The sequence below is a fragment of the Mycobacterium sp. IS-1264 genome (assembly GCF_001954195.1).
Taxonomy (GTDB): domain Bacteria; phylum Actinomycetota; class Actinomycetes; order Mycobacteriales; family Mycobacteriaceae; genus Mycobacterium.
In genome coordinates, this window is sequence record NZ_MBES01000052.1 from 43,822 (window position 1) to 68,785 (window position 24,964).

The following is a 24,964-nucleotide window of genomic DNA, read 5'->3' on the forward strand; positions in this document are numbered from 1 at the left end:
TAAGGCCTTTTGGTGAGCCAGATTCTGCCGGCCGGGCTGGTGGCGAGCGCCGTGGTGTCGGCGTCAAGCGCGAATCTCGGCCCGGGTTTCGACAGCATCGGCCTGGCCCTGAGCCTCATCGACGAGATCATCGTGGAGACAACGGATTCCGGCCTGACCGTCGAAGTCGAGGGGGAGGGCGCCGGGCAGGTGCCACTCGGTCCCGAGCATCTCGTGGTGCGCGCCGTCGAATGCGGGTTGCGCGCCGTAGGAGTCAAGGCCGCGGGCCTGGTGGTGCGCTGCCGCAACGCCATCCCGCATTCGTGTGGCCTGGGCTCCTCCGCGGCGGCGGTGGTCGGCGGCCTCGCGGCGGTGAACGGCCTTGTCGCACAAACGGATTCGATGCCGCTGACCGACGCTGAGCTGATCCAGCTGTCCTCCGAGTTCGAAGGTCATCCCGACAACGCCGCCGCGGCGGTCTTAGGTGGTGCGGTCGTGTCGTGGACCGACCGTGCGGGCGACGATGCCAAATACTCGGCCGTTCCGCTGCGACTTCACCCCGGCATCCATCTGTACTGCGCGATCCCCGAAGCGCGCTCATTGACCGCGGAGACCCGGGTGCTGTTACCCGCCCAGGTCAGCCACGACGATGCGACGTTCAACGTCAGCCGCGCCGCGTTGCTGGTGGTGGCGCTGACCGAGCGGCCGGATCTGTTGATGGCGGCCACCGAGGACGTGCTCCATCAACCCCAGCGCGCACCGGCGATGCCCGCCTCGTCGGAATATTTGCGACTGCTGCGGCGTAATAACGTGGTAGCGACACTTTCGGGGGCTGGGCCGTCGCTCATCGCACTGACTACAGAGCCGGAACTACCCTCGGAAGTGCTGGAGTACGGCGCCGCGAACGGATTTACCATCACCGAGATGACCGCCGGCGAAGCAGTTCGCTGGAGCCCGGGAGTCACGGTTCCCAGTTAATCCACAGCGTGGCCGGAGGGTTTGCTTGCTTCCGACAGGGATGCGGGTTATCCTCGGAGCCGTCCAGCAATCGCAGGATCTGCATCTGCATACATACTGCCTTGCCGCTAGGACAACACCAATTCTTCTCGTGAACGAGGTTCGCCGCTTACTCCGCCGATCAAGGCGATCACCGTTGCAGAGTCGATGATTGGTCGCACTCGGCAATTTGGCTGAATGCAACGAACCCCCATATCACGTGATCAACGGGGGAAGAAAGGAAATCCGTGACCGATACGGACCTGTTCACGGCGAGCGAAAGTACCGATGGCAGTCAGCCGTCGAATCCCGTGAACACAGACACGCCAGACGCCAAAAGCGAAGTCCCGGTTGGCTCCCTGTCCACCATGGTGCTACCCGAGCTGCGCGCGCTGGCTAACCGTGCCGGCGTCAAGGGGACGTCAGGCATGCGCAAAAACGAACTAATTGCAGCGATTCAGGAAATCAGGGGACAGGCCAACGGTGCGTCGGCCCCCACTGCCTCTCCTGACGCCGCCGACAAATCCGACACGACAACTGTCGAAGCGCCTGTCGCCGAAGGGGAACCCCAAGGGGAACAGAACGATTCGGCGACCGACGGCCCGCGCCGGGAACGGCGCGCCGCGACCCGTGACGCAGGATCGGGCACCCGCACCGCCGACGAGGCGGATCGCGAGGGCGTCCGCGACAGCAAGACCTCCGGCGAGGCCGAGAAGTCTGGCGAGGCCGACAAGCGTCAAGGGGGCCGACAGGACACCAAGACCGACGAGCGGGGGCAGGACGCCGGCGGCGACCAGCAAGCGTCGGGCGGCCAGCAGAATCGCGGCGGCTCGAACCAGCAAGACGACGACGGCGAGGGGCGTCAGGGCCGGCGGGGACGCCGGTTCCGCGAGCGCGACCGCCGGCGCCGCGGTGAACGAGGTGGCGACGGCGCCGACGCCGAACTGCGCGAGGACGACGTCGTTCAGCCGGTGGCCGGCATCCTTGACGTCCTCGACAATTACGCGTTCGTCCGCACCTCCGGCTACCTCGCCGGTCCGCACGACGTCTACGTCTCCATGAACATGGTCCGCAAGAACGGCCTGCGCCGCGGCGACGCGGTGACAGGCGCGGTTCGGGTGCCCCGCGAAGGCGAGCAGCCCAACCAGCGCCAGAAGTTCAACCCGCTGGTCCGCCTCGACACCATCAACGGCGGATCCGTCGAAGACGCCAAGAAGCGGCCCGATTTCTCCAAGCTGACGCCGTTGTACCCCAACCAGCGGCTGCGTCTGGAAACCACCCCGGACCGGCTCACCACCCGCGTCATCGACCTGATCATGCCGATCGGCAAGGGGCAGCGCGCGCTGATCGTGTCGCCGCCCAAGGCCGGTAAGACGACGATCCTGCAGGACATCGCCAACGCGATCACCAAGAACAACCCGGAATGCCACCTCATGGTCGTGCTCGTCGACGAGCGGCCGGAGGAGGTCACCGACATGCAGCGCTCGGTCAAGGGCGAGGTCATCGCGTCGACGTTCGACCGGCCGCCTTCGGACCACACCTCGGTCGCCGAGCTGGCGATCGAGCGTGCCAAGCGGCTCGTCGAGCAGGGCAAGGACGTCGTCGTGCTGCTGGACTCGATCACCCGCCTGGGGCGCGCTTACAACAACGCATCGCCCGCGTCGGGCCGCATCCTGTCCGGTGGTGTCGACTCCACCGCGCTGTATCCGCCCAAGCGCTTCCTGGGCGCCGCGCGCAACATCGAGGAAGGCGGGTCGCTGACCATCATCGCCACCGCGATGGTCGAGACGGGGTCCACCGGTGACACGGTCATCTTCGAGGAGTTCAAGGGCACCGGTAACGCCGAGCTCAAGCTGGACCGCAAGATCTCCGAACGCCGTGTCTTCCCCGCGGTCGACGTGAACCCGTCGGGCACCCGAAAGGACGAGCTGTTGCTCTCGCCCGACGAGTTCGGCATTGTGCACAAGCTTCGCCGCGTGCTGTCGGGGCTGGATTCCCACCAGGCCATCGATTTGCTGATGTCGCAGCTGCGCAAGACGAAGACCAACTACGAGTTCCTGGTTCAGGTGTCCAAGACGACGCCTGGATCCATGGATACCGACTAGCGGGCAGCTCGCGCGAGGCCGGCCGTGGCGGAAACGCTTCAGCAGCTGCTTCGCGAACGCCTGGACCAGGACACCCCGGCGCTGAAATGCGGCGAGCGGGTCTGGACCTGGCGCCAGCATCTTTCCGATGCGGCCGCCACCGCCGCGGCCCTGATCCGCGTCGCCGATCCGGACCGCCCGCTGCACGTCGGCACGCTCCTGGGTAATACCCCCGAGATGCTCACCGCCATGGCGGCGGCGGCATTGGGCGGGTACGTGCTCTGCGGGATCAATGACACCCGCCGTGGCGCCGCCCTGGCCAGGGACATCGTGCACGCGGACTGCCAGATCCTGCTCACCGATCCGGCGCACAAGGCAATGCTGGACGGTCTCGAGCTGCCCGGTGTGCGGGTGTTCGACGTGTCCGGTGAGGCCTGGCGGGCGCTGCTCGACGAGGCCGGGCCGCTGACTCCCTATCGCGAGGTCAGCGCTACCGACACGTTCATGATGATGTTCACCTCGGGCACCAGCGGCGACCCGAAGGCGGTGCAGGTCACCCATCTCACCGTGCTGTTCGCCGGCGCTACGCTGATCGCGCGGTTCGGGCTGGACGCGTCCGATGTCTGCTACATGGCGATGCCGCTGTTTCACGCCAACGCCCTATTCACCGGGTGGAGCGTGGCGGCGGGCGCCGGAGCGGCGATGGTTCCCGCCACCTTCTCGGCATCCCGGCTGCTGGCCGACCTGCGCCGCTACGGGGCCACCTTCATGAACTACGTCGGCAAACCACTGGCCTTTGTGCTCGCCACGCCCGAGCGGCCCGACGACCGCGACAACCCGCTGCGGGTCGCGGTCGGCAACGAGGCGAGCGATCGCGACATCGCCGAGTTCAGCCGTCGCTTCGACTGCACGGTGTGGGACGGCTTCGGCTCCACCGAGGGCGCCATCATCATCACTCGCGAGGACGGCTGCCCGCCCGGGTCGTTGGGCCGGGGTTTTCCCGGTGTCGCCATCTACAACCCGGACACCCTGGCCGAGTGTCCGGTCGCGACTTTCGGCGACGACGGCGCGCTCACCAACGCCGACGAGGCGATAGGGGAGCTGGTCAACACCACCGGCGCGGGATTGTTCGCCGGCTACTACAACGACCCGCAGGCCACCGACAGCCGACTTCGAAACGGCATGTTCTGGTCGGGCGATCTCGCCTACCGGGACGCCGACGGCTGGATCTACTTCGCCGGACGCAGCGGTGACTGGTTGCGCGTCGACGGGGAGAACATGACCACGGCGCCCATCGAGCGGATCCTGCAAAGGTTGACATCGGTCAGCCACGCGGCGGTCTATGCGGTACCCGACGAACAGGTCGGCGACCAGGTCATGGCGGCGATCGTGTTGCGCGACGGCGTCGCCCTGACGCCCGAGGAGTTCGGCCGGTTCCTGGCCGAACAGCCCGATCTATCCCCCAAGGCGTGGCCGCGGCATGTGTGGCTCACCGACCGACTGCCCACCACGGCGACCAACAAGATCATCAAGCGGGAGCTGGCCGCCCGCGGCACCAAGCCCGACGGCGGTGTGCTGTGGACGCGTATCGGAAAAACCGGCGTCTACAACCCGGCCTGATGCCGCCGGCGTCCCCGGGAATGCCGGCGCCCTGCTCGGCGTTTGGGCTGATGTAGGTTGACCTGGCATAATCGACGGTCGACTACCCCAAAGGACCAGATCAGGTCAATGGAGTTCGCGCCCGGTCCGGGCGGCCAACGATCAAAGAGGACACATGAAAGCTGACATTCACCCCGCGTACGAGGAGACCACGGTCCACTGCGGGTGCGGCAATACCTTCACCACCCGTAGCACCAAGCCCGGCGGCCACATCGTCGTCGAGGTCTGCTCGCAATGCCACCCGTTCTACACCGGCAAGCAGAAGATCCTGGACAGCGGCGGCCGGGTGGCGCGTTTCGAAAAGCGCTACGGCAAGCGCAAGGGCGGCGCCGCGGAGGCGGCCGCGCCGGAGCAGGCCGACAAATAGCTGGCTCACCGACGCCCGAACTGTGCTGATTTCGCACAGGCCGGGCGTCGGTTTGCGTTTGCGGGAGGAGGTGACATGACGCAGCCGGTGCAGACGATCGACGTGCTGCTCGCCGAGCATGCCGCCCTCGAGCAGCGGCTGGCCGATCCCGAGCTGCACAGCAATCCCGACGAGGCGCGCAAAGCCGGACGCCGGTTCGCCCGGCTGGCCCCGATCATCGCCACCTATAACAAGCTGGTGGCGGCCCGCGGTGATCTGGAGACCGCCCGCGAACTGGCCGCCGACGACGAGTCGTTCGCCGACGAGGTCACCGAACTGGAATCCCGGGTCGCTGAACTGGATACCCAACTCACCGACATGCTGGCGCCGCGCGACCCGCATGACGCCGACGACATCGTGCTGGAAGTCAAATCCGGTGAGGGCGGCGAAGAATCGGCACTGTTCGCCGCCGACCTGGCCAGGATGTACATCCGCTACGCCGAGCGGCACGGCTGGAACGTGACTGTCCTGGACGAAACCACGTCGGACCTCGGCGGCTACAAAGACGCGACGCTGGCTATTTCCAGCAAGGGCGACACGGCCGACGGCGTCTGGTCGCGAATGAAATTCGAGGGCGGCGTGCACCGGGTGCAGCGCGTCCCGGTGACGGAATCCCAAGGCCGCGTGCACACTTCGGCGGCGGGCGTGCTGGTCTATCCGGAGCCCGAGGAGGTCGGCGAGGTGCAGATCGACGAGTCGGATCTGCGCATCGACGTGTACCGCTCGTCCGGCAAGGGCGGGCAGGGCGTCAACACCACCGACTCCGCGGTGCGAATCACGCACCTGCCCACCGGGATCGTCGTCACCTGTCAAAACGAACGCTCCCAGCTGCAGAACAAAACCCGCGCGTTGCAGGTGCTGGCGGCGCGCCTGCAGGCGATCGCCGAGGAGCAGGCGCTGGCCGACGCGTCGGCGGACCGCGCGAGCCAGATCCGCACGGTAGACCGCAGCGAACGAATTCGCACCTACAACTTCCCGGAGAACCGGATCACGGATCACCGAATCGGTTACAAGTCACACAATCTCGACCAGGTGCTCGACGGCGACCTGGACGCGTTGTTCGACGCGCTGAGCGCCGCCGACAAGCAGTCGCGGTTGCAACAGGCATGACAGTCCTGCGGCGCGCAATCGACTCTGCTGCGGCGCAACTGGCCGAAGCGGGGATCGACTCTGCGCGTTTCGACGCGGAGGAATTGGCCGCGCATCTCGCGGGCACCGATCGCGGTCGGCTGAGCCTGGTCGAGTCCATCGACGACGAATTTCTCCCGCGTTACGCCGACGCCGTCGCCGCGCGCTCGCGGCGGGTTCCGCTGCAGCATCTCATCGGGACGGCGGCGTTTGGCCCGGTGCTGCTGCACGTCGGCCCCGGCGTCTTCATACCGCGCCCGGAGACGGAGTCGCTGTTCGCGTGGGCCTCCGCGCAGCCACTGGCCGCCCGACCGCTGATCGTCGATGTGTGCACCGGATCCGGCGCATTGGCCGTGGCGCTGGCCCGGCACCGTCCCGCCGCCCGGGTCATCGGTATCGACGACGACGAGGCCGCGCTCGACTACGCGCGCCACAACATCGAGGGCACCGAAGTCGAACTCGTCCGCGCCGATGTCACCGCATCGGGCCTGCTGCCCGAGTTGGACGGGCGGGTTGACCTACTCGTCGCGAACCCGCCCTACGTTCCCGACAGCGTCGTCCTGGAACCCGAAGTGGCCCAACATGATCCGCCGCACGCGGTGTTCGGCGGGCCGGACGGCATGACGGTGATCGCCGCCGTGGTGCGCCTCGCCGGGCGCTGGCTGGGCGTCGGTGGTCTGTTCGCCGTCGAGCACGATGACACCACGTCGTCGCGGACCGTCGAATTGGTGGAGAGCACAGGGCTTTTCGATGACGTCCAGGCGCGGCATGATCTGACCGGCAGGCCAAGGTTTGTGACGGCGCGCAGAAGGGGGATCCGTGGCTGAGGTATTCGACTGTGCCGACCCCGACCAGCGTTCGCTGGGAATCTCCTCGGCGGCGGGGGCGTTGAAGGGCGGCCGGCTGGTCGTCATGCCGACGGACACCGTGTACGGCATCGGTGCCGACGCGTTCGACGGCACCGCCGTGGCCGCGCTGCTCTCGGCGAAGGGCCGCGGCCGCGACATGCCGGTGGGGGTGCTGGTCGGCTCCTGGCACACGATCGAGGGGCTGGTCTACACGATGCCCGACGGCGCCCGCGAACTGATCCGCGCATTCTGGCCGGGCGCACTGAGTTTGGTAGTGACACAAGCGCCGTCGCTGCAGTGGGATCTCGGCGATGCCCGCGGAACCGTGATGCTGCGAATGCCGCTGCACCCCGTCGCCATCGAGCTGTTGCGTGAGGTCGGACCGATGGCGGTTTCCAGCGCCAACGTCTCCGGCCGCTCGCCGGCGGTGAACGCCGACGAAGCGCGCAACCAACTCGGCGACCTCGTCGACGTCTATCTCGACGCGGGCCCATCCGAGCAACAGGCCGCGTCCACGATCGTCGACCTGACCGGAGCCGCGCCGCGCATCCTGCGGGCGGGGCCGGTCAGCGCCGAACGGATCGCCGAAGTGCTCGGGACGGACCCGGGAAGCCTCATCGCCTAGCTCGGCGCGGTGGATCTCAGGTTGGTGCAGTACGGTCTCGACGTGTCCAGCGACCTAGCCAGCCTTGCCGGTGGCTTGTTCGCCCTGTCCGATCGCGGCGCCGGTGTCCCGCTGCGCGAGCTTGCCCTCGTCGGGCTGACCGCGGCCATCATCACCTACTTCGCCACCGGACCGGTGCGGGTACTGGCCACCCGATTGGGAGCGGTCGCCTATCCGCGGGAACGCGATGTGCACGTGACCCCGACCCCGCGGATGGGCGGGCTAGCCATGTTTGTCGGCGTTGTCAGCGCCGTCTTCCTGGCGTCGCAGCTTCCCGCGCTGACCCGCGGATTCGTCTATTCCACCGGAATGCCCGCGGTGCTGGTGGCCGGCGCGGTGATCATGGGCATCGGCCTGATCGACGACCGCTGGGGCCTGGATGCGCTGACCAAGTTCGCCGGCCAGATCACCGCGGCGAGCGTGCTGGTCACCATGGGCGTCGCATGGAGTGTCATCTATATCCCGTTGGGCGGTGTCGGCACGGTGGTCCTTGACCAGGCCTCGTCGATCCTGCTCACCCTGGCGCTGACCGTGTCGGTCGTCAACGCGATGAACTTCGTGGACGGGCTCGACGGGCTGGCCGCCGGGGTGGGTCTCATCATGGCGATGGCGATATGCATGTTCTCGGTAGGTCTGCTCCGCGACCACGGCGGTGACGTGCTGTTCTACCCGCCCGCGGTGATTTCGGTGGTGCTGGCGGGGGCCTGTCTGGGCTTTCTGCCGCACAACTTCCACCGGGCCAAGATCTTCATGGGCGACTCCGGCTCGATGCTGATCGGTTTGATGCTCGCCGCGGCATCCACGACGGCCGCCGGACCCATCTCGCAGAACGCCTACGGTGCTCGCGATGTGTTTGCTCTGCTGTCGCCCTTCCTGCTGGTGGTGGCGGTCATGTTCTTTCCGATGCTCGATCTGCTGCTGGCGATCGTGCGCCGGACCCGCGCCGGGCGCAGCGCGTTCAGCCCCGACAAGATGCACCTGCACCATCGGTTGCTGCAGATCGGTCATTCGCATCGCCGGGTGGTCCTGCTCATCTATCTATGGGTCGGCATCGTCGCGTTCGGCGCCGCGAGCACGATATTTTTCAACCCCCGCGATACCGGCGCGGTGATGCTGGGGGCCATCGTGGTGGCCGGGGTGGCGACGGCGATCCCGCTCCTGCGCCGCCGCGACGACTACGAAGACGAGGACTACGACAGCTAGTAGTAGTTTCGGTCGCCGTATGATACGGTGCTGGTAGAACCCCGAATTGAAGCCTCGAGGGTTGCCGGCCAGCCGGCCCGCCGGACGCTTATCCGGTCGCGCCGATTCACGACCGACAAAGGGAGCTACCCCTTGGGTGATTCCAGTGTGACGTGCGATACGCTCGGCGGGCCACCGATCGGTCGGTCGGGGGACTTCCGCTCCACTACCTGGGATTGAGGTGCTGCAGTGACGACACCAGCGCAGGACGCGCCGTTGGTGTTTCCCTCTGTTGCTTTCCGTCCGGTTCGGCTGTTTGTGATCAGCGCCGGGATCACCGCGCTGGCGATCCTGGCCGCCGGATTGTCGGGTCACCTCATGTTCGGCGTGTTCTTCGGCGTCGGGTTGCTGTTGGGTTTGCTCAACGCACTCCTGGTGCGGCGCTCGGTCGCCTCGATCACCGCGAAAGACCATCCACTGAAGAGCTCGATGGCCCTCAACTCGGCGACACGGTTGGCGATCATCACCGTGGTCGCGCTGATCATTGCCTACGTCTTCCGGCCGAACGGCTTGGGTGCGATGTTCGGACTGGCGCTCTTCCAGGTGCTGCTGGTCGCGTCGACCGCGCTGCCGGTCTGGAAGAAGCTGCGCACCGGCGAGCCGGCGGCGACCGGCTCGGATGCGGAAGGAGGGAGCACCAGCGATGACTGAGACGATCCTGGCCGGGTCCCAAATCGAGGTCGGCGAGCACACCACCGCGACCTGGCTCGGAATGACCGTCAACACCGACACCGTCCTGTCGACCGCGATCGCGGCGGTGATCGTGATCGCCCTGGCCTTCTTCCTGCGCGCCAAGATCACGTCGAGCGGCGTTCCCAGCGGAGTCCAGTTGTTCTGGGAGGCGCTCACCATCCAGATGCGCAACCAGATCGAGGCCGCCGTCGGGATGCGCATCGCGCCGTTCGTGCTGCCGCTGGCGGTCACGATCTTCGTGTTCATCCTGATCTCCAACTGGCTGTCGGTGCTGCCGCTGCAGTACACCGACAAATCCGGCCACACCACCGAGTTGCTCAAGTCGGCGGCGGCGGACATCAATTACGTTCTGGCGCTGGCTCTTTTCGTGTTCGTTTGCTATCACGTCGCCGGAATCTGGCGCCGCGGCATCGTCGGGCACCCCATCAAGGTGCTCAAGGGGCACGTGGCATTTCTGGCGCCGATCAACGTCGTCGAAGAGCTGGCGAAGCCGATCTCGTTGTCGCTCCGACTCTTTGGCAACATCTTCGCCGGCGGCATCTTGGTCGCCCTGATCGCGATGTTCCCGCCGTACATCATGTGGGCGCCCAACGCGATCTGGAAATCGTTCGACTTGTTCGTCGGGGCGATCCAGGCCTTCATCTTCTCGATTCTGACGATCTTGTACTTCAGCCAAGCCATGGAGCTCGAGGAGCACCATGACTGAAACCTGGTAGACCGCTACCAGATAGCCACCACATAAAGGAGGAAAGAATGGACCCCACTATCGCTGCCGGTGCTCTCATCGGCGGTGGAATCATCATGGGTGGCGGCGCAATCGGAGCCGGTATAGGTGACGGTATCGCCGGTAACGCGCTGGTTTCGGGTATCGCCCGGCAACCGGAGGCGCAGGGCCGGTTGTTCACGCCGTTCTTCATCACGGTCGGTCTGGTTGAGGCGGCCTACTTCATCAACCTGGCGTTCATGGCGTTGTTCGTCTTCGCCACCCCCGTCACGTAGTTCGGCTGTGATGGGTTGCAATGGGTGAAGTGAACCCTATGGTTTTGGCGGCCAGCCAGGTGGTAGCAGAGGGCGGCAAGGGTGGCAGTAACTTCCTCGTCCCCAACGGCACCTTCTTCTTTGTGCTGGCCATCTTCCTGATCGTGCTCGCCGTCATCGGCACCTTCGTGGTGCCGCCGATTCTGAAGGTGCTGCGCGAACGCGACGCCATGGTCGCCAAAACCGCTGCCGACAACAAGAAATCGGCCGAGCAGTTCGAAGCGGCGCAGGCCGATTACGAGGCGGCCATGAAGGAAGCCCGCGTGCAGGCATCGTCGTTCCGCGACGACGCGCGCGCGGACGGCCGCAAGGTCGTCGAAGACGCGCGGGCCCGTGCCGAGCAAGAGGTGATGTCGACGGTGCAGGTTGCCTCCGAGCAATTGAAACGGGAAAGGGACGCAGTGGAACTGGATCTGCGCGCCAACGTCGGAACGATGTCGGCGACCCTGGCCAGCCGGATCCTCGGCGTCGACGTGACGACCTCGGCCGCGACAAGGTAATCATCAATGTCGACCTTCATCGGACAATTAATCGGGTTCGCGGTCATCGTGTTCCTGGTGGTGCGGTACGTCGTGCCGCCGGTGCGTAACCTGATGACCGCCCGGCAGAGCGCGGTGCGCCAACAGCTGGAGGACTCGGCCGCGGCCGCCACCCGGTTGACCGAGTCGACCGAGGCACACAGCAAGGCCGTGGAAGCCGCCAAGGAAGAGGCGAAGCGGGTCGTCGAAGAGGCCAAGACGGACGCGGTACGCATCGCCGAGCAATTGCAGGCCCAGGCCGAGGTCGAGGCCGAACGCATCAAGGCGCAGGGCGCCAGCCAGATCGAGCTCATGCGGACCCAGCTCACCCGTCAGCTTCGCCTGGAGCTGGGCCACGAATCCGTGCGCCAGGCAGGCGAATTGGTGCGCAGCTATGTCGCCGATGCGGACCAGCAGGCGGCGACGGTCGACCGATTTCTCGACGAGCTCGACGAGATGGCGCCCGCATCGGCCCTGGTCGAGTACCCGCTGCTGAAGAAGATGCGCTCGGCCAGTCGGCTGGCGCTGGGCGACCTGTCGGAGCGGTTCAACGACCTGGCCAAGGACCTGGACAACAAGGGGCTCACCACGCTCTCGGCCGAGCTGGTGTCGGTAGCCCGAATGCTCGACCGCGAAATCGTTGTCACCCGCTATCTCACCGTGCCTGCCGAGGACGCGGGTCCCCGTGTCCGGCTGATCGAGCGGCTGGTATCCGGCAAGGTCGGTGACGCCACGCTCGACGTGCTGCGGTTGGCCGTCTCGGAGCATTGGTCCGCCAACTCCGATCTGGTCGATGCCATCGAGCACGTGTCACGGCAAGCGCTGCTGGAAGTCGCCGAGCGCGAGGATCGGGTCGATGACGTGGAAGACCAACTGTTCCGGTTTTCCCGCATCCTCGAGGCACAGCCCCGGCTCGGCATCCTGTTGGGCGACTACGCCGCCCCCGCCGAGGGACGGGTTGCGTTGCTGCGCAAGGTGCTTGACAGCGCAAGCGGCAGGGTCACCCCGATCGCGAGGGCGTTGCTCACCCAGACCGTCGAGCTGCTGAGGGGCCAGCCGGCCGAGGAGGCCATGAAGCTCCTGGCCGAAGTGGCGGTGGCGCGGCGCGGCGAAATCGTCGCGCAAGTCAGTGCCGCGGCCGAACTCAGCGACGCCCAGCGCACTCGCCTCACCGAAGTGCTCAGCCGCATCTACGGTCATCCGGTCACGGTGCATCTCCAGATCGACGCCGAACTGCTGGGTGGACTGCTCATCGCCGTGGCCGACGAGGTGATCGACGGTACGCTCGCGTCCCGTCTGGCCGCGGCCAAAGCCCAGCTACCCGACTAAAGCACCCGAACCACATCCCACGCGAACGACGATCAAGTAGGAAGAACGAAAAGCCATGGCAGAGTTGACAATCTCGGCTGACGACATCCAAAGCGCTGTCGAGGAGTACGTAGGCTCCTTCACCTCCGACACCTCCCGCGAGGAAGTCGGTACCGTCGTCGACGCCGGGGACGGCATCGCGCACGTCGAAGGTTTGCCGTCGGTCATGACCCAGGAGCTGCTCGAGTTCCCGGGCGGGGTGCTCGGTGTCGCGCTGAACCTCGACGAGCACAGCGTCGGCGCGGTGATCCTGGGTGAGTTCGAGAAAATCGAAGAAGGCCAACAGGTCAAGCGCACCGGCGAAGTGTTGTCGGTCCCGGTCGGCGACGCGTTCCTGGGCCGGGTCGTCAACCCGCTGGGCCAACCGATCGACGGGCGCGGCGACATCGACACCGACGTGCGGCGCGCGCTGGAAATCCAGGCGCCGTCGGTGGTGCAGCGTCAAGGCGTGAAAGAGCCGCTGCAGACCGGAATCAAGGCCATCGACGCGATGACCCCGATCGGCCGCGGCCAGCGTCAGCTGATCATCGGCGACCGCAAGACCGGCAAGACCGCGGTCTGCATCGACACCATCCTCAACCAGCGGCAGAACTGGGAGTCGGGCGACGAGCGCAAGCAGGTGCGTTGCGTATACGTCGCTATCGGTCAGAAGGGCACCACCATCGCGGCGGTCCGCCGCGCGCTGGAAGAGGGCGGCGCGATGGACTACACCACCATCGTCGCGGCGCCCGCGTCAGACTCCGCCGGCTTCAAATGGCTTGCGCCCTATACCGGTTCGGCAATCGCCCAGCACTGGATGTATGACGGCAAGCATGTGCTGATTGTCTTCGACGATCTGAGCAAGCAGGCCGAGGCGTACCGCGCGATCTCCTTGCTGCTGCGCCGCCCGCCGGGCCGCGAGGCCTACCCGGGCGACGTGTTCTACCTGCACTCGCGGCTGCTGGAGCGTTGCGCGAAGCTTTCCGATGACCTGGGCGGCGGCTCGCTGACCGGGCTGCCGATCATCGAGACGAAGGCCAACGACATCTCGGCCTACATCCCGACCAACGTCATCTCGATCACCGACGGGCAGTGCTTCCTCGAGTCCGACCTGTTCAACCAGGGCGTCCGGCCCGCCATCAACGTCGGCGTCTCGGTGTCCCGCGTCGGTGGCGCGGCACAGATCAAGGCCATGAAAGAGGTCGCGGGCTCGCTGCGTCTCGACCTGTCGCAGTACCGCGAGCTGGAATCGTTCGCGGCCTTCGCGTCCGACTTGGACGCCACGTCCAAGGCACAGCTGGATCGCGGCGAACGGCTGGTCGAGCTGCTCAAGCAACGGCAGTACCAGCCCATGCCGGTCGAGGAGCAGGTGGTCTCGATCTTCCTGGGCACCGGCGGCCACCTGGACTCCGTGCCCGTCGAAGACGTCAGGCGCTTCGAAACCGAGCTGCTGGACCACATGCGGGCCTCCGAGGAGAAGTTCCTGGCCGGGGTCCGCGACAGCCAGAAGCTCTCCGAAGAGGGCGAGAACCAGCTCACCGAGATCATCAAGCATTTCAAGAAGGGCTTCGCGGCCAGCGACGGCTCGTCCGTGGTGCCCGACGAGCACGTCGAGCCGATGGAAGAGGAGGAGCTGGAAAAGGAGTCGGTGCAAGTCAAAAAGGAGAAGCCCAAGGACCAGAAGGAATCCAAGGACTCCAAGAAGGACTCCAAGAAGGACTCCGGCAAGGACAAGAAGTAGCTAACGATGGCTGCCACACTTCGCGAATTACGCGGCCGCATTCGGTCGGCGGGGTCGATCAAAAAGATCACCAAGGCTCAGGAGATGATCGCGACATCGCGCATCGGCAAGGCGCAGACCCGCCTGGACTCCGCACGGCCATACGCATTCCAGATCACCTCGACGCTCACCACCCTGTCCGCCGAGGCCGCCCTGGATCACCCCTTGCTGGTCGAGCGCGCGGAACCGAAGCGGGCCGGCGTCCTGGTGGTGTCCTCCGACCGCGGTTTGTGTGGCGCGTACAACTCCAGCGTCTTTCGTCGCTCCGAGGAGCTGTTCTCCCTGCTACGGGAGGAAGGAAAGACGCCGGTTCTGTACACGGTGGGCCGTAAGGCGCTGAACTACTTCAAATTCCGCAACTGGGACATCACCGACTCGTGGACGGGATTCTCCGAGCAACCCAAGTACGAAAACGCCGCGGAGATCGGGTCCACTTTGGTCGATACCTTCATGAAGGGCGCGGGCGACGACGAGTCGGCAGACGACCAGGGCGACCAGGGGGTTGACGAACTGCACATCGTCTACTCGGAGTTCAAGTCGATGATGTCGCAGACGGCGGTGGCCCACCGGATCGCTCCGCTGGTGGTGGAGTACGTCGAGGAAGAACCCGAACTGCATACCCTGTATTCGTTTGAGCCCGATGCGACGACGCTGTTCGAAGCGTTGCTGCCGCGGTACCTGACCACCCGTGTGTACGCGGCGCTGTTGGAAGCCGCGGCATCGGAGCTGGCTTCCCGCCAACGTGCGATGAAGTCGGCCACCGACAACGCAGACGATTTGATCAAGGATCTGACGCTGATGGCGAACCGCGAGCGGCAGGCCCAGATCACCCAGGAGATCAGCGAAATCGTCGGCGGCGCAAACGCGCTGGCCGACGCTAAGTAGCACCACGAGGAAGAAGAAACATGACTGCCACTGACGAGAAGACCAAAGACGGCGGGAAGTCCGGGAACTCCGACACCAACGGCCGCGTGGTACGGGTCACCGGGCCCGTCGTCGACGTCGAGTTCCCGCGCGGCTCCGTCCCGGACCTGTTCAACGCGCTGAACGCCGACATCACCTTCGAGGAGCTCAAGAAGACCCTCACGCTCGAGGTTGCGCAGCACCTGGGCGACAACCTGGTGCGCACCATCTCGTTGCAGCCCACCGACGGCCTCGTGCGCGGCGTCGAGGTAACCGACAGCGGCAACTCGATCTCGGTGCCGGTCGGCGAGGGGGTCAAGGGCCATGTCTTCAACGCCCTCGGGTACTGCCTCGACAAGCCGGGGTACGGAGAAGAGTTCGACCACTGGTCGATTCACCGCAAACCCCCGGCGTTCGAAGAGCTCGAGCCCCGCACCGAGATGCTCGAGACGGGCCTGAAGGTCGTCGATCTGCTCACCCCCTACGTGCGTGGTGGCAAGATCGCGCTGTTCGGCGGCGCCGGCGTCGGCAAGACGGTGCTCATCCAGGAGATGATCAACCGTATTGCCCGAAACTTCGGTGGGACTTCGGTTTTCGCCGGGGTGGGGGAGCGCACCCGCGAGGGCAACGACCTGTGGGTCGAGCTCAAGGAAGCCGACGTGCTCAAGGACACCGCCCTGGTGTTCGGTCAGATGGACGAGCCGCCCGGCACCCGTATGCGGGTCGCGCTGTCGGCGTTGACAATGGCCGAGTGGTTCCGCGACGAGGCGGGCCAGGACGTTCTGCTGTTCATCGACAACATCTTCCGGTTCACCCAGGCGGGATCCGAGGTGTCGACCCTGCTCGGTCGTATGCCGTCGGCGGTGGGATACCAGCCCACGCTGGCCGACGAGATGGGCGAGCTGCAGGAGCGCATCACCTCGACGCGAGGCCGCTCGATTACGTCGATGCAAGCGGTGTACGTGCCCGCCGACGACTACACCGACCCGGCGCCGGCGACGACGTTCGCACACCTGGACGCCACCACGGAGCTCTCGCGTTCGGTGTTCTCCAAAGGCATCTTCCCCGCCGTCGACCCGCTGGCGTCGAGCTCGACCATCCTCGACCCGGGTGTCGTCGGTGACGAGCACTACCGCGTGGCGCAGGAAGTCATCCGAATCCTGCAGCGCTACAAGGACCTTCAGGACATCATTGCCATCCTCGGTATCGACGAGTTGTCCGAAGAGGACAAGCAGCTGGTGCAGCGCGCCCGGCGCATCGAGCGGTTCCTCTCGCAGAACATGATGGCGGCCGAACAGTTCACCGGTCAGCCGGGTTCGACGGTGCCGGTCAAGGAGACCATCGAGGCATTCGACAAGCTGACCAAGGGCGACTTCGACCACATACCCGAGCAGGCCTTCTTCCTGATCGGTGGGCTCGACGACTTGGCCAAGAAAGCCGAAAGCTTCGGCGCCAAGCTGGATTCCTGAGGCTGAATCGAAAGGCGTTGTGGCATGGCGGAATTGAATGTTGAGATCGTCGCCGTCGACCGAAAGATCTGGTCGGGCGAGGCGACGTTCCTGTTCACCCGCACCACCGTCGGCGAAATCGGCATCCTGCCCCGCCACATCCCGCTGGTGGCGCAACTGGTCGACGACGCCATGGTGCGCGTCGAACGGGAAGGCGAAGACGATCTGCGGATCGCGGTGGACGGTGGGTTCCTCTCGGTAACCGAGGAGACCGTCACCGTTCTCGCCGAATCAGCGGAGTTCGAGTCGGAGATCGACGAGGCCGCCGCGAAGGAAGATTCGGAGTCCGACGATCCCCGCATCGCCGCGAGGGGCCGCGCCAGACTGCGCGCCGTCGGCGCGATCGACTGACCGCCGATGAGCGCGCCCATGGTCGGCATGGTCGTGCTCGTCGTCCTGTTAGCGGCGGCCGTCGTTGCGTTGAGTTATCGGCTGTGGAAGCTGCGCCAGGGCGGCACGGCGGGAATCATGCGGGACATCCCCGCGGTGGGTGGTCACGGCTGGCGGCACGGCGTGATCCGCTACCGCGGGGGCGAGGCCGCGTTCTACCGGTTGTCCAGCCTGCGTTTGTGGCCCGATCGTCGGCTCAGCCGGCGCGGTGTGGAGATCGTGGCCCGGCGTGCGCCGCGTGGCGACGAGTTCGACATCATGACCGACGAGATCGTCGTCCTAGAACTGCGCGACACCACGCAGGACCGCAGGTCCGGTTATGAGCTCGCCCTGGATCAGGGCGCGTTGACCGCGTTCTTGTCGTGGCTGGAGTCCCGCCCGTCGCCGCGCGCGCGTCGTCGCAGCGTCTGAAACCCCGGCGGCCGAGCCGATTTGGCCGCTCGCCTCAGCCTCCGGGCGCGCCGCCGCCGGGTTTCCAGAGCACATCTCCGCCGGGGTTGGCCACCCGCGACAGAATGAAAAGCAGATCCGAGAGCCGGTTGAGGTATTTCGCCGGCAGCACGTTGACGCCCTCCGGGTGGGAATCGACCGCGGCCCACGCCGACCGCTCGGCCCGCCGTACCACCGTGCGAGCGACGTGCAGCAGCGCCGACAACGCCGAACCACCCGGTAGCACAAAGGAATTCAAGGCCGGCAACGGCTCGTTGTATGTGTCGCACCACCGTTCGAGCCGGTCCACGTAGGCCTGGGTTACGCGCAGCGGGGGGTATTCGGGAGTTTCCACGACGGGGGTAGACAGGTCGGCGCCGGCGTCGAACAGGTCGTTCTGGATCTGGCGCAAGACGTCCGCGATTTCGTTGTCCGGCTGACCCAGGGCGATCGCCACGCCGATCGCCGAGTTGGCCTCGTCGCAGTCGGCGTACGCCACCAGCCGGGGGTCGTTTTTCGAGACCCGCGAGAAGTCGCTCAATCCAGTGGTCCCGTCGTCGCCGGTTCGCGTATAGATCCGGGTCAGGTGTATTGCCATGACAAAACGGTACCGGCTGCCGGACTTGACCTGACTGACAAGCCGAAACCGCTTCACTAGACTGACGCGGGTGTCTGAGCGATTCGTGGTGACCGGCGGCAACCGGTTGTCAGGCGAAGTCGCTGTCGGAGGCGCCAAGAACAGCGTGCTCAAGCTCATGGCCGCGACGCTGCTGGCCGAAGGCACCAGCACCATCACCAATTGCCCCGACATCCTCGACGTGCCGCTGATGGCGGAGGTTTTGCGTGGTTTGGGGGCGACCGTCGAACTGGACGGCGACACCGCCCGAATCACCTCACCCGACGAACCGAAGTACGACGCCGACTTCGCGGCGGTGCGCCAGTTCCGGGCCTCGGTGTGCGTGCTGGGGCCGCTGGTCGGGCGATGCAAACGGGCCAGGGTCGCGCTGCCCGGTGGTGACGCGATCGGATCGCGTCCGCTCGACATGCACCAGGCGGGGCTGCGGCAGCTGGGCGCGCACTGCAACATCGAGCACGGATGCGTGGTCGCGCAGGCGGATGCACTGCGTGGCGCGGAGATTCAGTTGGAGTTTCCGTCGGTGGGGGCCACCGAGAACATCCTGATGGCCGCCGTCGTCGCCGAGGGTGTCACCACGATTCACAACGCCGCGCGGGAACCCGACGTGGTCGACCTGTGCACGATGTTGAACCAGATGGGCGCGCAGGTCGAAGGGGCCGGATCCCCGACGATGACCATCACCGGTGTTCCGCGACTTCATCCCACCGAGCACCGGGTGATCGGGGACCGCATCGTCGCGGCCACGTGGGGCATCGCCGCCGCCATGACTCGTGGGGACATCTCGGTGACGGGCGTTGACCCGGCGCATCTTCAGGTGGTGCTGCACAAATTGCACGACGCGGGCGCCACGGTCACCCAGACGGACAGCAGCTTCCGCGTGACCCAATACGAGCGTCCGAAGGCGGTCAACGTTGCGACGTTGCCGTTCCCGGGTTTCCCGACGGACCTGCAGCCGATGGCCATCGCCCTGGCGTCGATCGCCGACGGCACCTCGATGATCACGGAGAACGTTTTCGAAGCGCGCTTCCGGTTCGTCGAAGAGATGATCCGGCTCGGCGCGGACGCTCGCACCGACGGCCACCACGCCGTGGTGCGCGGCCTGCCACAACTTTCCAGCGCCCCGGTGTGGTGCTCGGACATCCGCGCCGGCGCCGGCCTGGTGCTCGCGGGGCTGGTCGCGGACGGCGACACCGAGGTGCACGACGTCTTCCACATCGACCGCGGCTACCCGCTGTTCGTGGAGAACCTGGCCATTTTGGGAGCCGAGATCGAACGGGTAGAGTAGTCGGAAGTTGTTGCCCAACAGGCGCGGTCGCCACTTGAAGCCGACCGAAACCGGGGCTTGACTCCTCTGCCGGACTTATATTAAGCTGGCAGGGTTGCCCCGAAGCGGGCGAAAACAAGCGTGAGTGTTGTTTGAGAACTCAATAGTGTGTTTGGTGGTTTTTATTTTTGTTGTTGTTTTTTGACCATACTTTGCACCCCCCGTGTGTGGGTATGGTCGTTTTTTGATGCCAGATATTGGCGTCTTGTCAGGTATCTCTGATTGTAAATTCACCTCGTTATCGAGGGGTTTTTGTTTGGAGAGTTTGATCCTGGCTCAGGACGAACGCTGGCGGCGTGCTTAACACATGCAAGTCGAACGGAAAGGCCCCTTCGGGGGTACTCGAGTGGCGAACGGGTGAGTAACACGTGGGTAATCTGCCCTGCACTTCGGGATAAGCCTGGGAAACTGGGTCTAATACCGGATAGGACCATTTAGCGCATGCTTTATGGTGGAAAGCTTTTGCGGTGTGGGATGGGCCCGCGGCCTATCAGCTTGTTGGTGGGGTGACGGCCTACCAAGGCGACGACGGGTAGCCGGCCTGAGAGGGTGTCCGGCCACACTGGGACTGAGATACGGCCCAGACTCCTACGGGAGGCAGCAGTGGGGAATATTGCACAATGGGCGCAAGCCTGATGCAGCGACGCCGCGTGGGGGATGACGGCCTTCGGGTTGTAAACCTCTTTCACCATCGACGAAGGTCCGGGTTTTCTCGGATTGACGGTAGGTGGAGAAGAAGCACCGGCCAACTACGTGCCAGCAGCCGCGGTAATACGTAGGGTGCGAGCGTTGTCCGGAATTACTGGGCGTAAAGAGCTCGTAGGTGGTTTGTCGCGTTGTTCGTGAAATCTCACGGCTTAACTGTGAGCGTGCGGGCGATACGGGCAGACTGGAGTACTGCAGGGGAGACTGGAATTCCTGGTGTAGCGGTGGAATGCGCAGATATCAGGAGGAACACCGGTGGCGAAGGCGGGTCTCTGGGCAGTAACTGACGCTGAGGAGCGAAAGCGTGGGGAGCGAACAGGATTAGATACCCTGGTAGTCCACGCCGTAAACGGTGGGTACTAGGTGTGGGTTTCCTTCCTTGGGATCCGTGCCGTAGCTAACGCATTAAGTACCCCGCCTGGGGAGTACGGCCGCAAGGCTAAAACTCAAAGGAATTGACGGGGGCCCGCACAAGCGGCGGAGCATGTGGATTAATTCGATGCAACGCGAAGAACCTTACCTGGGTTTGACATGCACAGGACGCGTCTAGAGATAGGCGTTCCCTTGTGGCCTGTGTGCAGGTGGTGCATGGCTGTCGTCAGCTCGTGTCGTGAGATGTTGGGTTAAGTCCCGCAACGAGCGCAACCCTTGTCTCATGTTGCCAGCGGGTAATGCCGGGGACTCGTGAGAGACTGCCGGGGTCAACTCGGAGGAAGGTGGGGATGACGTCAAGTCATCATGCCCCTTATGTCCAGGGCTTCACACATGCTACAATGGCCGGTACAAAGGGCTGCGATGCCGTAAGGTTAAGCGAATCCTTTTAAAGCCGGTCTCAGTTCGGATCGGGGTCTGCAACTCGACCCCGTGAAGTCGGAGTCGCTAGTAATCGCAGATCAGCAACGCTGCGGTGAATACGTTCCCGGGCCTTGTACACACCGCCCGTCACGTCATGAAAGTCGGTAACACCCGAAGCCAGTGGCCTAACCCTTGGGAGGGAGCTGTCGAAGGTGGGATCGGCGATTGGGACGAAGTCGTAACAAGGTAGCCGTACCGGAAGGTGCGGCTGGATCACCTCCTTTCTAAGGAGCACCACGAAAAGCACTCCAATTGGTGGGGTGCAAGCCGTGAGGGGTTTTCGTCTGTAGTGGACGAAAGCCGGGTGCACAACAGCAAACGACCGCCAGACACACTATTGGGCCCTGAGGCAACACTCCGGTTTATCTGAGTGGTGTCCCCCCATCTTGGTGGTGGGGTGTGGTGTTTGAGTATTGGATAGTGGTTGCGAGCATCTAAGGATGCGCTGCCCTCGTGGTGGCGTGTCCATAAATGTGTAATTTTTATCTTTGGTTTTTGTGTTAGTAAGTGTCTAAGGGCGCATGGTGAATGCCTTGGCATCGAGAGCCGATGAAGGACGTGGGAGGCTGCGATATGCCTCGGGGAGCTGTCAACCGAGCGTTGATCCGAGGATTTCCGAATGGGGAAACCCAGCACGAGTTATGTCGTGTTACCCGCATCTGAATATATAGGGTGCGGGAGGGAACGCGGGGAAGTGAAACATCTCAGTACCCGTAGGAAGAGAAAACAATTGTGATTCCGCTAGTAGTGGCGAGCGAACGCGGAACATGGCTAAACCGCACGCATGCGATACCGGGTAGGGGTTGTGTGTGCGGGGTTGTGGGATTGATACGTCTCAGCTCTACCTGGCTGAGGGGCAGTCAGAAAGTGTCGTAGTTAGCGGAAGTGGCCTGGGATGGTCCGCCATAGACGGTGAGAGCCCGGTACGCGAAAACCCGGCACCTGCCTTGTATCAACTCCCGAGTAGCAGCGGGCCCGTGGAATCCGCTGTGAATCTGCCGGGACCACCCGGTAAGCCTAAATACTTCTCGATGACCGATAGCGGATTAGTACCGTGAGGGAATGGTGAAAAGTACCCCGGGAGGGGAGTGAAAGAGTACCTGAAACCGTGTGCCTACAATCCGTCAGAGCCTCCTTGTGGGGTGATGGCGTGCCTTTTGAAGAATGAGCCTGCGAGTCAGGGACATGTCGCGAGGTTAACCCGTGTGGGGTAGCCGCAGCGAAAGCGAGTCTGAATAGGGCGTATCCCCGTAAGGGGTGTAGTGGCGTGTTCTGGACCCGAAGCGGAGTGATCTACCCATGGCCAGGGTGAAGCGCGGGTAAGACCGCGTGGAGGCCCGAACCCACTTAGGTTGAAGACTGAGGGGATGAGTTGTGGGTAGGGGTGAAAGGCCAATCAAACTCCGTGATAGCTGGTTCTCCCCGAAATGCATTTAGGTGCAGCGTTACGTGTTTCACCACGGAGGTAGAGCTACTGGATGGCCGATGGGCCCTACTAGGTTACTGACGTCAGCCAAACTCCGAATGCCGTGGTGTATAGCGTGGCAGTGAGACGGCGGGGGATAAGCTCCGTACGTCGAAAGGGAAACAGCCCAGATCGCCGGCTAAGGCCCCAAAGCGTGTGCTAAGTGGAAAAGGATGTGCAGTCGCAAAGACAACCAGGAGGTTGGCTTAGAAGCAGCCACCCTTGAAAGAGTGCGTAATAGCTCACTGGTCAAGTGATTGTGCGCCGACAATGTAGCGGGGCTCAAGCACACCGCCGAAGCCGCGACAACCGCAAGGTTGGGTAGGGGAGCGTCCCCCATTCCGCGAAGCCGCCGGGTGACCGGTGGTGGAGGGTGGGGGAGTGAGAATGCAGGCATGAGTAGCGATAAGGCAAGTGAGAACCTTGCCCGCCGTAAGACCAAGGGTTCCTGGGCCAGGCCAGTCCGCCCAGGGTGAGTCGGGACCTAAGGCGAGGCCGACAGGCGTAGTCGATGGACAACGGGTTGATATTCCCGTACCCGTGTGTGAGCGTCCCTGACGAATCAGCGGTACTAACCACCCAAATCCGGATCGACCATTCCCCTTCGGGGGCATGGAGTTTCGGGGCTGCGTGGGACCTTCGCTGGTAGTAGTCAAGCAATGGGGTGACGCAGGAAGGTAGCCGTACCAGTCAGTGGTAATACTGGGGCAAGCCTGTAGGGAGAGCGATAGGCAAATCCGTCGCTCACTAATCCTGAGAGGTGATGCATAGCCGGTTGAGGTGAATTCGGTGATCCTCTGCTGCCAAGAAAAGCCTCTAGCGAGCACACACACGGCCCGTACCCCAAACCAACACAGGTGGTCAGGTAGAGCATACCGAGGCGTACGAGATAACTATGGTTAAGGAACTCGGCAAAATGCCCCCGTAACTTCGGGAGAAGGGGGACCGGCATACCGTGAACAGCTTTTCGCTGGGAGCGGGAACCGGTCGCAGAAACCAGTGAGAAGCGACTGTTTACTAAAAACACAGGTCCGTGCGAAGTCGCAAGACGATGTATACGGACTGACGCCTGCCCGGTGCTGGAAGGTTAAGAGGACCCGTTAACCCGCAAGGGTGAAGCGGAGAATTTAAGCCCCAGTAAACGGCGGTGGTAACTATAACCATCCTAAGGTAGCGAAATTCCTTGTCGGGTAAGTTCCGACCTGCACGAATGGCGTAACGACTTCTCAACTGTCTCAACCATAGACTCGGCGAAATTGCACTACGAGTAAAGATGCTCGTTACGCGCGGCAGGACGAAAAGACCCCGGGACCTTCACTACAACTTGGTATTGGTGTTCGGTACGGTTTGTGTAGGATAGGTGGGAGACTTTGAAGCAGTTACGCCAGTAATTGTGGAGTCGTTGTTGAAATACCACTCTGATCGTATTGGACACCTAACGTCGAACCGTATATCCGGTTCACGGACAGTGCCTGGCGGGTAGTTTAACTGGGGCGGTTGCCTCCTAAAATGTAACGGAGGCGCCCAAAGGTTCCCTCAACCTGGACGGCAATCAGGTGTTGAGTGTAAATGCACAAGGGAGCTTGACTGCGAGACCTACAAGTCAAGCAGGGACGAAAGTCGGGATTAGTGATCCGGCACCCCCGAGTGGAAGGGGTGTCGCTCAACGGATAAAAGGTACCCCGGGGATAACAGGCTGATCTTCCCCAAGAGTCCATATCGACGGGATGGTTTGGCACCTCGATGTCGGCTCGTCGCATCCTGGGGCTGGAGCAGGTCCCAAGGGTTGGGCTGTTCGCCCATTAAAGCGGCACGCGAGCTGGGTTTAGAACGTCGTGAGACAGTTCGGTCTCTATCCGCCGCGCGCGTCAGAAACTTGAGGAAACCTGTCCCTAGTACGAGAGGACCGGGACGGACGAACCTCTGGTACACCAGTTGTCCCACCAGGGGCACCGCTGGATAGCCACGTTCGGACAGGATAACCGCTGAAAGCATCTAAGCGGGAAACCTTCTCCAAGATCAGGTTTCTCACCCTTTTAGAGGGATAAGGCCCCCCGCAGAACACGGGATCGATAGGCCAGACCTGGAAGCCCAGCAATGGGTGCAGGGAACTGGCACTAACCGGCCGAAAACTTACCAACACATATCGCAACCACGATCCAACGCCTGGCAGTAATGCCGTGGCGCACCACACCCCCCACCAATACATTTAAATAGAGTTACGGCGGCCACAGCGACAGGGAAACGCCCGGTCCCATCCCGAACCCGGAAGCTAAGCCTGTCAGCGCCGATGATACTGCCCCGTTAGGGTGGAAAAGTAGGACACCGCCGAACATACACAAAAACACCCCCGGCAACGGGGGTGT

The 24,964-nt window shown here is 64.0% G+C and carries 20 protein-coding genes and 3 rRNA genes; 22 read left to right on the top strand and 1 reads right to left on the bottom strand.

Going from position 1 to position 24,964, the window contains the following annotated elements; all coding sequences use genetic code 11:
- Nucleotides 1–9 precede the first annotated feature (9 nt).
- From thrB to A5744_RS09235, 18 genes are all read left to right on the top strand, one after another.
- Nucleotides 10–957, top strand: a complete 948-nt coding sequence (thrB, locus tag A5744_RS09145) for a homoserine kinase (protein WP_170874455.1) — start codon at nucleotides 10–12, stop codon at nucleotides 955–957.
- 266 nt (nucleotides 958–1,223) lie between these two features.
- A complete protein-coding gene (gene rho / locus A5744_RS09155) occupies nucleotides 1,224–3,080 on the top strand; it encodes a transcription termination factor Rho (RefSeq protein ID WP_076060272.1) in 1,857 nt (618 codons plus the stop codon).
- A gap of 24 nt (nucleotides 3,081–3,104) precedes the next feature.
- Complete coding sequence (fadD1, locus tag A5744_RS09160; RefSeq protein ID WP_076060274.1) at nucleotides 3,105–4,679, top strand: fatty-acid--CoA ligase FadD1; 1,575 nt, start codon at nucleotides 3,105–3,107, stop codon at nucleotides 4,677–4,679.
- A gap of 154 nt (nucleotides 4,680–4,833) precedes the next feature.
- Nucleotides 4,834–5,085 (top strand): 50S ribosomal protein L31, encoded by a 252-nt coding sequence (gene rpmE / locus A5744_RS09165; protein ID WP_076060276.1) that lies wholly within the window; start codon nucleotides 4,834–4,836, stop codon nucleotides 5,083–5,085.
- Between the two features lie 75 nt (nucleotides 5,086–5,160).
- Nucleotides 5,161–6,234: a peptide chain release factor 1 gene (gene prfA / locus A5744_RS09170; protein WP_076060278.1), complete on the top strand. Its 1,074-nt coding sequence runs from the start codon at nucleotides 5,161–5,163 to the stop codon at nucleotides 6,232–6,234.
- Nucleotides 6,231–7,079 (top strand): peptide chain release factor N(5)-glutamine methyltransferase, encoded by an 849-nt coding sequence (prmC, locus tag A5744_RS09175; RefSeq protein WP_076060280.1) that lies wholly within the window; start codon nucleotides 6,231–6,233, stop codon nucleotides 7,077–7,079. The genes prfA and prmC overlap by 4 nt, the downstream gene beginning before the upstream one ends.
- Nucleotides 7,072–7,725, top strand: coding sequence for an L-threonylcarbamoyladenylate synthase (locus A5744_RS09180; protein WP_076060282.1), 654 nt, complete (start codon nucleotides 7,072–7,074; stop codon nucleotides 7,723–7,725). The genes prmC and A5744_RS09180 overlap by 8 nt, the downstream gene beginning before the upstream one ends.
- 24 nt (nucleotides 7,726–7,749) lie before the next feature.
- Entirely contained in the window at nucleotides 7,750–8,967 is a 1,218-nt protein-coding gene (locus tag A5744_RS09185; protein WP_139331303.1) for an MraY family glycosyltransferase, read from the top strand.
- Nucleotides 8,968–9,195: 228 nt separating this feature from the next.
- Nucleotides 9,196–9,657 carry an ATP synthase subunit I gene (locus A5744_RS09190; protein ID WP_076060283.1) on the top strand — a complete coding sequence of 154 codons (462 nt, stop codon included), beginning with the start codon at nucleotides 9,196–9,198 and terminating at the stop codon, nucleotides 9,655–9,657.
- Nucleotides 9,650–10,405, top strand: coding sequence for a F0F1 ATP synthase subunit A (gene atpB / locus A5744_RS09195; protein WP_076060285.1), 756 nt, complete (start codon nucleotides 9,650–9,652; stop codon nucleotides 10,403–10,405). The genes A5744_RS09190 and atpB overlap by 8 nt, the downstream gene beginning before the upstream one ends.
- Nucleotides 10,406–10,452: 47 nt before the next feature.
- A complete protein-coding gene (locus A5744_RS09200) occupies nucleotides 10,453–10,698 on the top strand; it encodes a F0F1 ATP synthase subunit C (protein WP_066928722.1) in 246 nt (81 codons plus the stop codon).
- A gap of 20 nt (nucleotides 10,699–10,718) precedes the next feature.
- Nucleotides 10,719–11,237 carry a F0F1 ATP synthase subunit B gene (locus A5744_RS09205; RefSeq protein WP_076060287.1) on the top strand — a complete coding sequence of 173 codons (519 nt, stop codon included), beginning with the start codon at nucleotides 10,719–10,721 and terminating at the stop codon, nucleotides 11,235–11,237.
- A gap of 6 nt (nucleotides 11,238–11,243) precedes the next feature.
- A complete protein-coding gene (locus tag A5744_RS09210) occupies nucleotides 11,244–12,584 on the top strand; it encodes a F0F1 ATP synthase subunit B/delta (protein WP_076060289.1) in 1,341 nt (446 codons plus the stop codon).
- Between the two features lie 55 nt (nucleotides 12,585–12,639).
- Entirely contained in the window at nucleotides 12,640–14,343 is a 1,704-nt protein-coding gene (gene atpA / locus A5744_RS09215) for a F0F1 ATP synthase subunit alpha (RefSeq protein ID WP_076060290.1), read from the top strand.
- 6 nt (nucleotides 14,344–14,349) lie between these two features.
- Nucleotides 14,350–15,267, top strand: coding sequence for a F0F1 ATP synthase subunit gamma (locus tag A5744_RS09220; RefSeq protein ID WP_076060292.1), 918 nt, complete (start codon nucleotides 14,350–14,352; stop codon nucleotides 15,265–15,267).
- Nucleotides 15,268–15,287: 20 nt separating this feature from the next.
- Nucleotides 15,288–16,754 carry a F0F1 ATP synthase subunit beta gene (gene atpD / locus A5744_RS09225; protein WP_076060294.1) on the top strand — a complete coding sequence of 489 codons (1,467 nt, stop codon included), beginning with the start codon at nucleotides 15,288–15,290 and terminating at the stop codon, nucleotides 16,752–16,754.
- A 24-nt stretch (nucleotides 16,755–16,778) separates the two neighbouring features.
- A complete protein-coding gene (locus A5744_RS09230; RefSeq protein ID WP_076060295.1) occupies nucleotides 16,779–17,144 on the top strand; it encodes a F0F1 ATP synthase subunit epsilon in 366 nt (121 codons plus the stop codon).
- A gap of 6 nt (nucleotides 17,145–17,150) precedes the next feature.
- Nucleotides 17,151–17,594 (top strand): DUF2550 domain-containing protein, encoded by a 444-nt coding sequence (locus tag A5744_RS09235; RefSeq protein ID WP_076060297.1) that lies wholly within the window; start codon nucleotides 17,151–17,153, stop codon nucleotides 17,592–17,594.
- Nucleotides 17,595–17,628: 34 nt separating this feature from the next.
- Here the strand turns inward: A5744_RS09235 and A5744_RS09240 are convergent, their stop codons facing one another.
- Nucleotides 17,629–18,210, bottom strand: coding sequence for a cob(I)yrinic acid a,c-diamide adenosyltransferase (locus A5744_RS09240; protein ID WP_076060652.1), 582 nt, complete (start codon nucleotides 18,208–18,210; stop codon nucleotides 17,629–17,631).
- A gap of 70 nt (nucleotides 18,211–18,280) precedes the next feature.
- Between A5744_RS09240 and murA the strand changes: the two genes are divergently transcribed.
- From murA to rrf, 4 genes are all read left to right on the top strand, one after another.
- Nucleotides 18,281–19,534 (top strand): UDP-N-acetylglucosamine 1-carboxyvinyltransferase, encoded by a 1,254-nt coding sequence (gene murA, locus A5744_RS09245; RefSeq protein ID WP_076060299.1) that lies wholly within the window; start codon nucleotides 18,281–18,283, stop codon nucleotides 19,532–19,534.
- A gap of 292 nt (nucleotides 19,535–19,826) precedes the next feature.
- Nucleotides 19,827–21,357 (top strand): 16S ribosomal RNA (locus tag A5744_RS09250).
- Nucleotides 21,358–21,634: 277 nt separating this feature from the next.
- Nucleotides 21,635–24,739 (top strand): 23S ribosomal RNA (locus A5744_RS09255).
- Between the two features lie 79 nt (nucleotides 24,740–24,818).
- Nucleotides 24,819–24,932 (top strand): 5S ribosomal RNA (gene rrf / locus A5744_RS09260).
- Together the 16S, 23S and 5S rRNA genes form the textbook arrangement of a ribosomal RNA operon.
- The last annotated feature ends 32 nt before the right edge of the window (nucleotides 24,933–24,964 follow it).

Bases quoted from the DNA above. Each gene is read 5' to 3' on its own strand.
- atpD (WP_076060294.1), top strand. From the start codon at position 15,288: ATGACTGCCACTGACGAGAAGACCAAAGACGGCGGGAAGTCCGGGAAC.
- atpB (WP_076060285.1), top strand. From the start codon at position 9,650: ATGACTGAGACGATCCTGGCCGGGTCCCAAATCGAGGTCGGCGAGCAC.
- rpmE (WP_076060276.1), top strand. From the start codon at position 4,834: ATGAAAGCTGACATTCACCCCGCGTACGAGGAGACCACGGTCCACTGC.
- prfA (WP_076060278.1), top strand. From the start codon at position 5,161: ATGACGCAGCCGGTGCAGACGATCGACGTGCTGCTCGCCGAGCATGCC.
- A5744_RS09240 (WP_076060652.1), bottom strand. From the start codon at position 18,210: ATGGCAATACACCTGACCCGGATCTATACGCGAACCGGCGACGACGGG.
- A5744_RS09200 (WP_066928722.1), top strand. From the start codon at position 10,453: ATGGACCCCACTATCGCTGCCGGTGCTCTCATCGGCGGTGGAATCATC.
- A5744_RS09220 (WP_076060292.1), top strand. From the start codon at position 14,350: ATGGCTGCCACACTTCGCGAATTACGCGGCCGCATTCGGTCGGCGGGG.
- A5744_RS09230 (WP_076060295.1), top strand. From the start codon at position 16,779: ATGGCGGAATTGAATGTTGAGATCGTCGCCGTCGACCGAAAGATCTGG.
- A5744_RS09210 (WP_076060289.1), top strand. From the start codon at position 11,244: ATGTCGACCTTCATCGGACAATTAATCGGGTTCGCGGTCATCGTGTTC.
- atpA (WP_076060290.1), top strand. From the start codon at position 12,640: ATGGCAGAGTTGACAATCTCGGCTGACGACATCCAAAGCGCTGTCGAG.
- prmC (WP_076060280.1), top strand. From the start codon at position 6,231: ATGACAGTCCTGCGGCGCGCAATCGACTCTGCTGCGGCGCAACTGGCC.
- A5744_RS09205 (WP_076060287.1), top strand. From the start codon at position 10,719: ATGGGTGAAGTGAACCCTATGGTTTTGGCGGCCAGCCAGGTGGTAGCA.
- A5744_RS09235 (WP_076060297.1), top strand. From the start codon at position 17,151: ATGAGCGCGCCCATGGTCGGCATGGTCGTGCTCGTCGTCCTGTTAGCG.